Annotated in this window: 11 protein-coding genes; 9 read left to right on the plus strand and 2 right to left on the minus strand. The window is 58.1% G+C overall.

Annotated features, from left to right (window positions below; genetic code table 11):
• Positions 1 to 446: 446 nt before the first annotated feature.
• Positions 447 to 2,030, minus strand: a complete 1,584-nt coding sequence (locus F3J31_RS07645; protein ID WP_063621229.1) for a phosphoethanolamine transferase — start codon at positions 2,028 to 2,030, stop codon at positions 447 to 449.
• Positions 2,031 to 2,313: 283 nt separating this feature from the next.
• The gene (mntS, locus tag F3J31_RS07650; protein ID WP_008501175.1) at positions 2,314 to 2,442 is read right to left on the minus strand and encodes a manganase accumulation protein MntS; all 129 of its coding nucleotides are present in this window, start codon (positions 2,440 to 2,442) and stop codon (positions 2,314 to 2,316) included.
• A 183-nt stretch (positions 2,443 to 2,625) separates the two neighbouring features.
• Here mntS and mntR point away from each other — a divergent pair, with 183 nt between their 5' ends.
• The 9 genes from mntR to F3J31_RS07695 all read left to right on the plus strand — a co-directional run bounded on the left by mntR (position 2,626) and on the right by F3J31_RS07695 (position 13,271).
• Entirely contained in the window at positions 2,626 to 3,099 is a 474-nt protein-coding gene (gene mntR, locus F3J31_RS07655; RefSeq protein WP_008501176.1) for a manganese-binding transcriptional regulator MntR, read from the plus strand.
• The gene (locus F3J31_RS07660; protein ID WP_167212301.1) at positions 3,096 to 4,205 is read left to right on the plus strand and encodes an anion transporter; all 1,110 of its coding nucleotides are present in this window, start codon (positions 3,096 to 3,098) and stop codon (positions 4,203 to 4,205) included. Before mntR ends, F3J31_RS07660 begins: the two co-directional genes overlap by 4 nt.
• 101 nt (positions 4,206 to 4,306) lie before the next feature.
• Positions 4,307 to 5,401, plus strand: a complete 1,095-nt coding sequence (locus F3J31_RS07665) for an HlyD family secretion protein (protein ID WP_048222160.1) — start codon at positions 4,307 to 4,309, stop codon at positions 5,399 to 5,401.
• A complete protein-coding gene (locus F3J31_RS07670) occupies positions 5,398 to 6,969 on the plus strand; it encodes a DHA2 family efflux MFS transporter permease subunit (protein WP_048027030.1) in 1,572 nt (523 codons plus the stop codon). The genes F3J31_RS07665 and F3J31_RS07670 overlap by 4 nt, the downstream gene beginning before the upstream one ends.
• Positions 6,969 to 8,492, plus strand: a complete 1,524-nt coding sequence (locus F3J31_RS07675; RefSeq protein WP_167212304.1) for an efflux transporter outer membrane subunit — start codon at positions 6,969 to 6,971, stop codon at positions 8,490 to 8,492. Before F3J31_RS07670 ends, F3J31_RS07675 begins: the two co-directional genes overlap by 1 nt.
• Before the next feature lie 107 nt (positions 8,493 to 8,599).
• Positions 8,600 to 9,640, plus strand: a complete 1,041-nt coding sequence (locus F3J31_RS07680) for an aldo/keto reductase (RefSeq protein ID WP_045909418.1) — start codon at positions 8,600 to 8,602, stop codon at positions 9,638 to 9,640.
• A 148-nt stretch (positions 9,641 to 9,788) separates the two neighbouring features.
• Positions 9,789 to 11,165, plus strand: a complete 1,377-nt coding sequence (locus F3J31_RS07685) for a glycoside hydrolase family 1 protein (RefSeq protein WP_167212307.1) — start codon at positions 9,789 to 9,791, stop codon at positions 11,163 to 11,165.
• Positions 11,166 to 11,216: 51 nt separating this feature from the next.
• A complete protein-coding gene (locus F3J31_RS07690) occupies positions 11,217 to 12,539 on the plus strand; it encodes a PTS transporter subunit EIIC (protein ID WP_045909416.1) in 1,323 nt (440 codons plus the stop codon).
• A 15-nt stretch (positions 12,540 to 12,554) separates the two neighbouring features.
• The gene (locus tag F3J31_RS07695; protein WP_045909415.1) at positions 12,555 to 13,271 is read left to right on the plus strand and encodes a GntR family transcriptional regulator; all 717 of its coding nucleotides are present in this window, start codon (positions 12,555 to 12,557) and stop codon (positions 13,269 to 13,271) included.
• The last annotated feature ends 28 nt before the right edge of the window (positions 13,272 to 13,299 follow it).

Consider the following 13,299-nt stretch of genomic DNA (forward strand, 5'->3'; position numbering starts at 1 on the left):
GAAAGGTCCCTGGTAACTTTAAACCAGAAGCGATTCAGGTTTTGAAGTGAAATGATTAACCTTCAGCGATGCTATGGTCCGGCTGTAAATCGCCGAAGCGTTTCCGTAAGGCCGGGGCGAGGCGCAGGGATGCGCCGAGAGGGCGTGGCCTGCAGGGATGCAGGCTCATGCCCGACCCGATAGCCTGAAGGAATAAGCTGAGGGTACCGCGAAGCGGCGATTTACCGCCGGGAGCCCGGGTCGCCAGGGTGGTGGCGACTGAGCCACCCTGGCACGTTCACCGGTGATGTCGTTACAGAGTAGCAAGGAACATAAAGTGAACGGAATGACCACCAGAGCCGTATGTTCCCCCTCATCCCATCCCATCCCTCTCCCTCAAGTGAGAGGGAGTCGTCCGTGCAGGCCTCAGCCCTGTAGGAGAGGACCAGGGTGAGGGCATCAGACCGCTACTTACTCTTAATATCAAAAATATCCGTACCCAGATGGTTGTAGTCAACTTTCTGTAACTTGAAGTTGGTAACGTACACTTGGGGAGCTTTCTTGTTAGAGACAAACGGGTAAGCATTTTTTATCTGCCCGGCGGTAATCCCCGTCCACTGCGAGAAAAACTGCAGGAAATCATTCGCTGAACGACGCGCTTTAATAACGCGATGCGTTTTATCGTCACTCGACAGCACCATAAACGGCACCTGGAAGTTCTGCTGGAACTTGTCATCGTGCGCCAGATACTGCACCTCTTTCCCGCGCTCTTTAAACGCCAGCCCGTGATCCGAGAAATAGACCAGGGAGAAGCTGTCGCCCGTATTGCGCAGCTGATCGTAGAGCTTGCTCAGCAGGTCGTCGGTTTGCGTCATGGTGTAGAGATAGCAGGAGGTCTCTTTGGACTGCACGAACTCCGCGTACTTCCCGCCGGTTCGATCGCAGGCCTGCGGGTGCGATCCCATCAGGTGCAGGACGATCAGCTGAGGCTGGGTGCGCGGGGTAGCGAAGACCTGCGCCGTCATTTTCAGCAGCGCTTCGTCTTTGGTATTTTTGTCGGCTTCAAAATCGCCGTTTTTCAGGAATTGCACTTCGTCAGCCCGTTTGGCGATGCTGGCGATGGCCGTATCGTATTCGCCAATTTGCCCCTGATTCGAGAACCACCACGTCTGAAAACCTGCGCGGTTTGCCAGGGTGACGAAATTATCCTGATACTGCGGTTTGCCATCCACCACCCGGTTAAGGGTCAGGCCGAGCGATTTCTGCGTTGAGCCGCTGGCCGCGACATAATCGGTAAACAGGGTGCCTTTGACCGAACTCGCGAACGGGGTGTTATCCCAGTGGCCGCCAAACGCGCCCATTGCATCGCGACGCGCGCTTTCGCCAATCACCACCACATAGGTGTGATATTTCGGCTTAACGGCCAGCACGTTCCAGGTGTCTTTCATATTGGAAAGCTCAGCCATGCGGGCCTGTTCGTCGAGAACCTCTTTATTATTTACAACGACGTCTTTCACGAAGCGGAAAACCGGATAGCCGATGTTAATAAGTCTTAGCTTACCGTCCCAGGGAATATTCTGGATAGGGGCGACAAATGCCACGGCAACGCTGAATACCAGACAGAGTATGTCGATCTTACCCCAGGATTTTTTCTCGCCCGGCTGACGGCGAATGGCGATAACGCCCAGCGCGAAGATAAAGAGCCCGACCACGTAGCTGTACCACGGGAAGATCGTCAGGATCTCCGTCGACTCTTCCATATTGGTCGAGTGCAACGCCAGCAGGGTATTAAAGTTTGGCGAGCCGTACGCCTGACCAAACGGAAAATAGAGTGCCGCAACCAGCGAACAGATGCCGATTAATGCTTTTTGCGCGCGCGGCGCGGCTCGCCACAGCACATGCAGAATGCAGGTGAAGGCCACCGCGTAGAGCAGACTAAAGGGATAACCGAGCGCAAAGTTAATCAGTAATGACTGCAAAAAGTAAAACCCCGTCCACGGGCTTAAGGCCCGGCTGCGGGTCACAACGGTATCTATCAGGGTTAAATTCATAGGTCACTATCATGGATGAAAACGCCATGTGCTCACCCTGGCGTCAAGGGTCATAACCTGCCTGACAGTGCGTGGAGAGGGAATGAGGGTCCGCTTCAGCGAGCCGCAAATTGTGCAGGGCTGCAAGAAGATAGTGCGAGCGCTAAATAATATCAACAGTTGCTAAGCAGATGTTTTGCGAAGGGGATTGCAAATCCGTAAAAAAGATCGGGAATAGGGCGGCTGGAAGCCAGTTTACAGCGAAAATGTGACGGGAAAATGAAGCGGCGTACCGCGACGCCGCTTAGTGGGAAGGTTTGTCATCCTGATGCGGTTTGCCGTTAAACATATCGCACAGCATGTTCAGCAGCATTAAGCGCACTTTAAAGGGTGAGTGGGTAAACACGGTCATGCACCTCTTGAATTCGTTCATAAGACCTCCTGATTTTTGATCCCTTCGATCCGTGAAGGGTGACTGCATTACATACAGATATAGCACAGGCTATATTGTATAGCTATGGCTATTTCGTTAATTTTTTGTGCTTGTGGAGGGATGGTTTACAATGTGCGCTCTCGATACCGGGCGCTGGAAGCGTCACCCCACTGAGGAAGTACAATGAACCGTCGCGCAGGTAAGCCAACCATTAAAAAAACGACGCAACTGGTGAATGTTGAAGAGCATGTCGAAGGTTTTCGCCAGGTCCGTGAAGCGCACCGGCGTGAATTGATTGATGATTATGTTGAACTCATTTCCGATCTGATTCGTGAGGTCGGGGAAGCGCGTCAGGTCGATATGGCCGCCAGGCTGGGGGTATCACAGCCAACTGTCGCAAAAATGTTAAAACGTCTCGCCTCCGTGGGCCTAATCGAAATGATCCCCTGGCGCGGGGTCTTTCTGACGCCAGAAGGGGAGAAACTCGCGCAGGAGAGCCGCGAGCGCCATCAGCTTGTCGAGAATTTTTTGCTGGTGCTGGGCGTCAGCCCGGAGATTGCCCGCCGGGATGCGGAAGGAATGGAACACCACGTTAGCGAAGAGACGCTGGTGAAGTTTCGTGAGTTTACGCTTAAATATGGTCCCTCCGCTGAATGAAAATCCCTGGACTGCAGGCCCTGGCACGCGATCGTTTCTTCCATCTCTTATTACTCATTGGCGCAGGGTTAAGCCTCTTTGTGCCGTTTGCGCCGCAGGCCTGGCCCGCCGCTATTGACTGGCGCACCATCATTACCCTGAGCGGCCTGATGATGCTCACCAAAGGGGTTGAGCTGAGCGGCTATTTTGACGTGCTGGGCCGTAAAATGGTGCGCCGTTTTGCCATCGAGCGCAGGCTGTCCCTGTTTATGGTGTTTTCCGCCGCGGTGCTGTCGACGTTTCTGACCAACGACGTGGCGCTGTTTATCATCGTGCCCCTCACGCTCACGCTGCGTAAGCTTTGCGAGATCCCGGTCAGCCGGCTGATCATCTTTGAAGCGCTCGCCGTTAACGCCGGTTCTCTGTTAACGCCTATCGGCAACCCGCAAAATATCCTCCTCTGGGGACGTTCCGGTCTGTCGTTCGCCGCCTTTACCTGGCAGATGGCGCCGCTGGCGCTGGTGATGATGCTGTCGCTGCTGGCGGTCTGCTGGTTTGCGTTTCCGGATAAAAAACTGCAATACCACAGCGACACCACGGGCCCGCAGTGGCAGCCGCGTCTGGTCTGGAGCTGTCTCGGGTTATATATCGTCTTTCTGTTCGCGCTGGAACTGAAGTATGAAGTGGCGGGCGTGTTGCTTGTCGCCGCGGGCTTTGTCGTCCTGGCGCGGCGCGTGCTGGTCAGCGTGGACTGGACGCTGCTGCTGGTCTTTATGGTGATGTTTATTGATGTGCATCTTCTCATCCAGCTTCCGGTGCTGCAGAACGTGCTGCACAGCGTCAGCACGCTGTCTCAGTCGGGACTGTGGCTGACGGCGATTGGCCTGTCGCAGTTTATCAGCAACGTGCCGTCCACCATTCTGCTACTCAACTATGTTCCGCCGGACACGCTGCTGGCCTGGGCGGTGAATATCGGCGGGTTTGGGCTGTTGCCCGGCTCGCTGGCCAACCTGATTGCCCTGCGCATGGCCAACGACCGTCGTATCTGGTGGCGCTTCCATCTCTGGTCGATACCGATGCTGGTTTGGGCCGCGGCGATCGGTTTCGGAATATTCCTTCTCATATAGTGCGCAATTTGTCAGTTTTTCCTGGCAAACGTATAGCAACGTCCTAGCTTTAGTGAACGGCATAGTGTGATGCCGCTCACTGACAGGACCGTTGCTGAACTATGGCTGAAGATCAAAATAAGCCTGCTGACGAGCAGGACAAAAATAATAATGAGCGTAAGCGCCCGGGCAAAAAACCGTTAATTATCCTCGGCATTGTCGTGGTGGTGATGGTTGTCGTGGCGCTGGTCTGGTGGTTTTTAACCCGTAACGAAGAGACGACTGACGACGCCTTTACCGACGGCGACGTGGTGACGATTGCCCCGAAAACGGCAGGCTACGTCACCGAGCTGCGGGTGCGCGATAACCAGCGCGTGAAAAAGGGCGATCTGTTGGTGGTCATCGATCCGCGTGATACCACCGCGCAGCGCGATCAGGCTCAGGCCCAGCTTGGGCTGGCCATCGCGCAGCTGCATCAGGCTCAGGCGCAGCTGGCGCTCTCAAAAGTGCAGTATCCCGCCCAGCGTGACGAAGCCAAAGCGCAGGTGCTGAAAGCGCAGGCCGATCTGGCGAACGCGCAGGCGGAATACCGTCGCCAGCGCGGTGTCGACCCGCGGGCAACCACCCAGCAAAGCATTGATTCCGCGAACGCTCAGCTGCGCAGCGCGCAGGCGGGGCTGGCCAGCGCCCAGGCGCAGCTGGAGGTGGCAGAGCAGGTCCAGCTGCAAATCCGCCAGCAGGAAACCAACGTTGAAGCGCGCGAGCGTCAGGTCGATCAGGCGAAAGCGCAGCTGGAAACGGCCAATCTGAACCTCTCTTACACCGAAGTCCGCGCCCCGTTCGACGGGTTTGTCACCAAACGCAACGTGCAGCCCGGCACGCTGGTGCAGGCGGGTACGGCGCTGTTCTCCCTGGTTTCGCCGAACGTGTGGGTGGTGGCGAACTTCAAAGAGTCCCAGCTTGAGCGCATGAAGCCCGGCGATAAGGTCACCGTGTCCGTCGACGCGTGGCCGGATATGGCGCTTGAGGGCCACGTTGACAGTATCCAGCAGGGCAGCGGCTCGCGCTTCTCCGCCTTCCCGGCAGAAAATGCCACCGGTAACTTTGTCAAAATTGTGCAGCGCGTGCCGGTCAAAATCGTGATTGATAAGGGGCTCGATCCGAACAAACCGCTGCCGCTGGGGCTGTCGGTTGCGCCGAAGGTGACGGTGGAATGACGGATCACAGCCACGACAGCTGGAAGCCCGCCAGCAATCCGTGGGCGGTGGCGATTGTTGTCACCCTGGCGGTGTTTATGGAGATCCTCGACACCACCATCGTCAACGTGGCGCTGCCCCACGTGGCGGGTTCGCTCTCGTCCAGCTATGACGAATCCACCTGGGTGTTAACCAGCTACCTGGTCGCGAACGGCATCGTGCTGCCCATCTCGGCGTTTCTGAGCCGCGTCTTCGGCCGCAAGCAGTTCTTCCTGATCTGCATCGTCATGTTCACCGTCTGCTCGTTCCTCTGCGGCATCGCCACCGAGCTGTGGCAGATCATCCTGTTCCGCGTGATGCAGGGCTTTTTTGGCGGCGGGCTACAGCCCACGCAGCAGTCGGTACTGCTCGACTACTTCAAGCCGGAGGACAGGGGCAAAGCCTTTGGGCTCTCGTCCATCGCGATTATTGTTGCACCGGTCCTCGGCCCGACGCTGGGGGGCTGGATCACCGACAATTACTCCTGGCGCTGGGTGTTCTTTATCAACATCCCGGTGGGGATTGTCACGGTGTTGGCGATCTACCAGTTGCTGGAAGATCCGCCGTGGGAGAGCAAGTCAAAAGAGAAGCTGACTATCGACTGGACGGGGATCGGCCTGATCGCCCTGGGGCTGGGCTGCCTGCAGGTGATGCTTGACCGGGGGGAAGATGAGGACTGGTTCTACTCGAACTTTATTCGTACCTTCGCGGTGTTAACGCTTATCGGCATTATCGGTGCCATTTACTGGCTGGTGTATGCCAGAAAACCGGTGGTGGATCTGCACTGCATGAAGGACCGCAACTTTGCCATCTCCAGCCTGCTGATGGCGGGGATGGCGATGATTTTGTACGGCAGTTCCGTGGTGATCCCGCAGCTGGCGCAGCAGGACCTGGGCTATACCGCCACCTGGTCCGGGCTGGTGCTGTCGCCCGGGGCGGTGCTGATTGTGCTGACCATTCCGCTGGTGCTGAAGCTGATGCCGGTGGTGCAGACGCGCTGGATTATCGCCTTTGGCTTTACCTGCCTGGCGGTGTCGTTCTTCTGGTCGCGCACGCTGACCCCGGATATCGACTTCGAGACGCTGGTGCTGTTCCGCAGCGCCCAGTCGCTGGGGCTGGGGTTCCTGTTTGTGCCCCTGACCACCATTGCCTTTATTTCGATTCCAAGACGGCTGAATGCCGATGCGGCAGCGCTGTTCACCATGTTCCGTAACGTCGCGGGCTCGGTCGGGATCTCGCTGTCGACGGCGGCCATCACTGAACGGTCCCAGGCGCACAGTGCGCATCTGGCGTACCACGCCTCGCCATTTAACGAGCAGTTCCAGCAGGCGATACGCGAAAGCGCCCAGGCGATCCAGAACTTCACGACCCAGGTGGGAGACCCCACCGGCATCGCCACCGGACGCCTGTACCAGACCATGATCGAGCAGTCGCGCTTTTTGGCCTACATTGACGTCTTCACCATCCTGAGCGCCGTGGCCTTGTTACTGATTCCGTTTTGTTTGTTGCTCTCGCCGGTTAAGAGCGAGGGGAGTGCAGGAGCACATTGATGATACACAGACGTTTACACCCCCTGATGATAATGATGCTGCTGGCAGGTTGCGCCGTCGGGCCGGACTATCAGCCGCCCGCGCCACCTGCCGTCACGCACTGGAACGATAAGGGCGACAGCGCGGTAAAATCGCAGACGACCTCCGCCGCGACCAACCCGCGCTGGTGGAAGACCTTCGGCTCGCCACAGCTCGACAGCCTGGTGGAACGCGCCATTGCCGGGAACCTGACGCTGCAGCAGACGGTGCTGCGCATCGCCGGCGCGCGCGAGCAGATTAACCAGGCGGGCGGTGCGTTTTACCCGTCGGTGAACGGCAATCTGCAGGCGACGCGCCAGCAGCTCGGGCTAGAAGGGGAGCTGAAATCCCACGGCGTGTATGACCAGGTGGATAGCATCGATCCCGCTCTCAAGGGCGCGCTGGGACCGCTGACGCAGCCGATCAACCTCTACCAGGGCAGCTTCGACGCCCAGTGGGAAATTGACCTGTGGGGTAAGGTGCGTCGTCAGGTGGAAGCCGCCGAAGCGCAGCAGAAAGCGGCTATCGAGCAGCGTAACGACGCGCTGGTGTCGCTGGAGGCGGAAGTGGCGCGCGCGTGGCTCCAGCTGCGCGGGGCGCAAAGCGTTATCGACACGCTGAACACCCAGATTAAAAGCGCGCAGCAGACGCTGGATCTGACCGAGAGCCGCCAGCGCGGCGGGCTGTCGCCGCAGATGGACGTGGAGAATGCGCGTGCACAGCTGGGTAACCTGGAGGCGCAGCTGCCGCAGTACCAGGCGCAGGCGCGTCAGGCGATGAATGGCCTGGCGATCCTCCTGGGCAAGCCGCCGGGGGCGCTGGATGCGGAATTACAAAGCGTGCAGCCGATGCCCGCGCTGCCGGATATCGTGCAGACCGGCATTCCGTCGACGCTGGCGCGCCGTCGTCCGGACGTGCGTGAAGCGGAGGCGAATCTTCATGCCGCCACGGCGCAGATTGGCGTGTCGGTGGCGGAGCTGTTCCCGAGCTTTACCCTCTCCGGGCAGTTTGGCCTGCGCAACAGTGAAACCAACTGGCTGACCGACTGGAGCAGCCACTTCTACAGCTTTGGCCCGCAGGTCTCCATCCCCATCTTCCAGGGCGGTCGGCTGGTCTCCAGCGTGAAGGTGGCGCGCGCGCAGCAGGGGGCGGCGGTGCTGGACTATCGTCAGACGGTGCTCACCGCGCTTGGCGATGTCGAAAACGCCCTGGTGAGTTATCGCACCGACCAGCAGCGTGAAGCGGGTCTCGCAAAAACGATCGACGCTTTGCAAAACGCCTTTGATTTAGCCAGCGACAGCTACCGCCAGGGGATCGCCAGCTTCATTGACGTGCTGGATGCCCAGCGACAGCTGGCCCAGGCCGAGCAGCAGCGCGCGCAGGCGCAGGTGCAAAGCGCACTCGATCTGGTGGCGCTCTACAAGGCGCTCGGCGGCGGCTGGGAGCCGTATCAGCAGGTGCAATTACCGGACTACAGCGTCTTTGGCGACGCCCCGCGCGGATAAATTTTCAGAGGATTGGGCAAGAAACGGACAGGAACGCCACATTCGCGATGGCTGAGGGGCGGGTATAACTATCGGGTACCCCTTAAACGACATGCGAGGATTATCTTATGCGTTATCAAAAACTGGGCAACACCGGTCTGTTCGTTTCTGAACTGTGCCTCGGCACCATGACCTTCGGCGGTGAAGGCGGCATGTGGGGCAAGATTGGTCAGCTCCAGCAAAGCGAAGCAGAACAGCTGGTGGGCCGCGCGCTGGATGCCGGGATCAACTTTATCGATACCGCGGACGTTTACTCGGAAGGGCGTTCGGAGGAGATCACCGGCCAGGCGCTGAAAAACCTGAAAATCCCCCGCGAGAACGTGGTCGTCGCGACCAAAGTGTTCGGCGAAACCGGAACAGCAGGGGTGAACTCGCGCGGCAGCTCGCGCTATCACATCATCAGCAGCGTGAAGGAGAGCCTGCGTCGCCTGCAGCTCGATCATATCGATCTTTATCAGCTGCACGGCTTCGACCCGGCCACGCCGATTGAAGAGACGCTGTATGCGCTGGATAACCTGGTGCAGCACGGCCACGTGCGCTATATCGGCGTCTCGAACTGGGCGGCGTGGCAGATTGCCAAAGCGCTGGGCATTTCCGAGCGTCTCGGGCTGGCGCGTTTCGCATCCCTCCAGGCGTATTACACCATCGCCGGACGCGATCTTGAGCGCGAGCTGGTGCCGATGATGCAGAGCGAAGGCGTCGGGCTGATGGTCTGGAGCCCACTGGCAGGCGGCCTGCTGAGCGGAAAATATGGCCGCGACGGGCAGAGCGAAGCCGGTGGTCGTCGTCTGGAGTTTGATTTCCCGCCGGTGAACAAAGATCGCGCCTTCGACTGCGTGGACGTGATGCGCACGATCGCCGAAAGCAAGGGTGTCTCCGTCGCGCAAATCGCGCTGGCGTGGCTGCTGCACCAGAAAGCGGTGACCAGCGTCATCATTGGCGCGAAACGCGTTGAACAATTGGACGACAACATTGCCGCCACCGGGATCCGTCTCAGCGAAGAGGAGCTTCAGCAGCTTGATGCGGTGAGCGCGCTGCCGCGGGAATATCCTGGCTGGATGCTGGAGCGGCAGGGTGAATATCGCCGCAACCAGCTCGCGCAGCAGTAACCTTTCTTGCCCCGGTCGCGCATCGCTTACCGGGGCTTTTTTTCCCGCATTGCTCACAAAAAACGATCCTCCTCTTTGATCGTTTTTACATCTTCGCCTATATGACTAGTCATGAATTTTTAAATGACTAGTCATATAGGGAGAGAACATGAACAATCAGCTGCCAGCCAACTTTTTATGGGGCAACTCGGTATCGAGCATGCAGACGGAAGGGGCATGGAACGAAGGCGGGAAGGGGATGTCGGTGTATGACATTCGTGAAGCCGGGGAGAACGTCTCCGACTGGAAAGTGGCGACCGACTCCTACCACCGCTACCGGGAAGATTTCGACCTGATGCAGGATCTGGGCATGAACTGCTACCGCTTCCAGATCTCCTGGAGCCGCGTCTGCCCGCAGGGCGACGGCCCGTTCAACGACGAAGGCATCGCATTTTATGACCGCTTTATAGACGATCTGATCGCCCGCGGCATCGAGCCGATGATCTGCCTGTACCATTTCGACATGCCGCTCGCGCTGGCGCAGGAGTACAACGGCTTTATCGATCGCCGCGTGATGGACGCCTTTATCCGCTACGGCAAAAAGATGATCGACTGCTTTGGCGACCGCGTGAAGTACTGGCTGACCTTCAATGAGCAGAATATTTTCCATATGCCGGAAGCTTTCCGCATTTCCGGCTATATGAAAGGCGAGAAAACCCTGCGCGAGCTGTACCTGCTCCAGCACCATACGATGGTGGCGCACATGGCGCTGACCGAATACCTGCACCAGACGAAACCGGGCCAGCTGATGGGCGGCATGCTGGCGCACCAGCTGATCTACCCGGCCACCTGCAAACCGCGCGATATCTTCTGCGCCCAGCAATATGACGAATTCCTCAACCAGAACCTGCTGCGCGTCTTCGCCGGGCAGGGCTACAGCCCGGCGGTGATGGCGGTGGTGGAGCAGGAGGGCTTTGGCGATATCTACCGCGCAGACGATCTCGCGCTGCTGGCGCGCACCCAAAACGACTATATGGCCTTCAGCTACTACGCCAGCAAAACGCTGGACAGCGATGCCATTCCGGAAGGCACGCCGGTCAACTATTACCTGCTGCACGGCGAGAAAAATAACCCCTACCTGAAAGCCACCGAGTGGAACTGGCAGATCGACCCGCTCGGTTTTCGCACCATCATTACCCGCTATTACAACGACTGGCGCCTGCCGGTGTTCCCGATTGAAAACGGCATTGGGGTAATTGAATCCTGGGACGGGGTGAACCCGATTGAGGACACCTACCGCATCGACTATCACCGGGCGCACATCGAGGCGATGAAAGCGGCGATGTTCGAGGACGGGGCTGAGGTCATTGGCTACCTCGGCTGGGGATTGATCGACATTCTCAGCTCCCAGGGCGACATGCGTAAGCGCTACGGCGTGGTCTATGTCAACCGGGAAAACCACGACCTGAAAGACCTGAAGCGTGTGCCGAAGAAGAGCTACGCGTGGTTAAAACAGGTTATCCATACCAACGGACGCGAGATGTAAGCCGTACGCTGCCGGGCCGTTTTTGTGACTGATTGATGGGAACACGCCGCTATGTCTGAAACAAAAATCACACCGCACATGCAGTCCTTTGTCGATAAGTTTGTCGAGTTCTCGGCGCGCCTGGCAAACCAGGTGCACCTGCGCTCCCTGCGCGACGCCTTCGCCACGGTAATGCCCATTTTCATCCTCGCCGGTCTGGCGGTGCTGGTGAACAACGTGGTGTTTCCGTGGATGTTTAAGGGCGATACGCTGGCGCATTTTCAGGTGTGGGGCGAGGCGATTATCAACGGCACGCTGAACATCGCCGCGCTGCTGCTGGCCCCGATGATTGCCTGGTCGCTGGCGCGCAACAAAGATTTCGACAATCCGGTCTCGGCAGTGGTTATCGCCGTCAGCAGTTTTATCATTATGATGCCGATGCGCTTACAGATTACGCCCGTCGGCAGCGACGCTGCGGTCAGCGTGACGCAGGTGTTGACCTTCGCCAATATCGGCTCCACAGGGATTTTCGCCGGGGTGCTGATTGGGCTACTTTCAACGGAAGTGTTTATCGCTATTTCTCGGCTGAAGGCGCTGCACATTTCGCTCGGGGAAAACGTGCCCCCGGCGGTGAGCAAATCCTTTACCGCGCTGATCCCAACCATTCTCACGCTTTCCCTGTTCGCGGTGCTCGCGGCGGTGCTGGCAAACGTGCTGCATACGGACCTGATCCATCTCATTACGACCTTCATCCAGCAGCCGCTGCGGCTGATCAACACCAGCCTGCCGGGGACGATTTTCATCTACAGCTTCGGCAACTTCCTGTTCACGCTCGGCATTCATCAGTCAGTGGTCAACAGCGTGGTACTGGAGCCGTTCCTGCTGATCAATACCAACGAGAACATGCTGGCCTTCGCCAACGGCCAGCCCATTCCGCACATCATCAATAACATCTTCGTGCCGACCTTTGGCATGGTGGGCGGGACGGGCAGCACCATCTCGCTGCTGATCGCCATCTTTATCTTCTCCCGACAACAGTCGGCGAAGCAGGTGGCGCGTCTCTCGCTAGCGCCGGGCCTGTTTAATATCAACGAGCCGGTGATTTTTGGCCTGCCGATCGTGTTTAACCTGCCGCTGATGATCCCGTTTGTGCTGTTGCCCGCGATAGGCATTTACTTCGCCTGGCTCTGTACCACGCTGGGATTCATGTCGCGCTGCGTGGTGATGATCCCGTGGACCACGCCGCCGATTCTCAGCGCCTGGCTGGCCACGGCGGGGGACTGGCGGGCGGTAGTGGTGCAGTTGGCAATCATCGTATTTGGTGTATTCTTCTACCTGCCTTTCCTCAAAATTGCCGAGCGAGTGGCCTTGAAAAACAGCGGGATAGAAAACTAACAGAAAGGAAGGACGATGGCGGCGAAGTACATCACCATAGCGCGGGAAATCAAGAAACGCATTATCAGCCAGCAGTACGCCGCCCATGAACCGCTGCCGGACCAGTTTGCGCTGGCGGCGGAGTTCAGCACCAGCCGGATGACCATCCAGCAGGCGATGCGCCAGCTGATCGTCGAAGGGCTGGTCTATACCCGCCAGGGGCAGGGGACGTTCATCCGCAAAAATTTCCTCCAGCTTTCGCAGTGGGATCTCTCCGGCAGCGACTACTTTGGCGCGACCAAAACCTGGGCGCATCTGGGTACGGTTACGAGCCAGGTGGTGCATTTCGAACTGCGCTTCCCGAATGAAAAAGAGCAGGCGTCGCTGATGATTAACGCCGATGCGCCGATCTACGACTTCATTCGCCTGCGTTTACTGAACGGCGAACCGATGTCGCTGGATTCCACGGTGATGCCGATGAATCTGGTGCCGGGCCTGACGAAAAACCATCTCGAAGGTTCAGTGTTTCAGTACGTTCAGGAGACCCTGGGGCTGAAAATTATGGGCTCGTATCGGGTGGTGCGGGCGCTTAAGCCCAGCGCGCTGGACAGAGAGCATCTGGTCTGCGAGGAAACCGATCCGGTACTGGAGGTGGAGCAGGTCATTTACCTGGAAGATGGCACGCCGCTGGAGTATGCCCACTGTCACTATCGGTACGACCACGGCGGGATTGTGATCGTGAATAACGGGTAAAAAAAAGCGGGCCTCTAAGCCCGCTTTT

This window comes from Enterobacter sp. Acro-832 (assembly GCF_011752745.1).
Lineage (GTDB): Bacteria > Pseudomonadota > Gammaproteobacteria > Enterobacterales > Enterobacteriaceae > Enterobacter > Enterobacter quasiroggenkampii.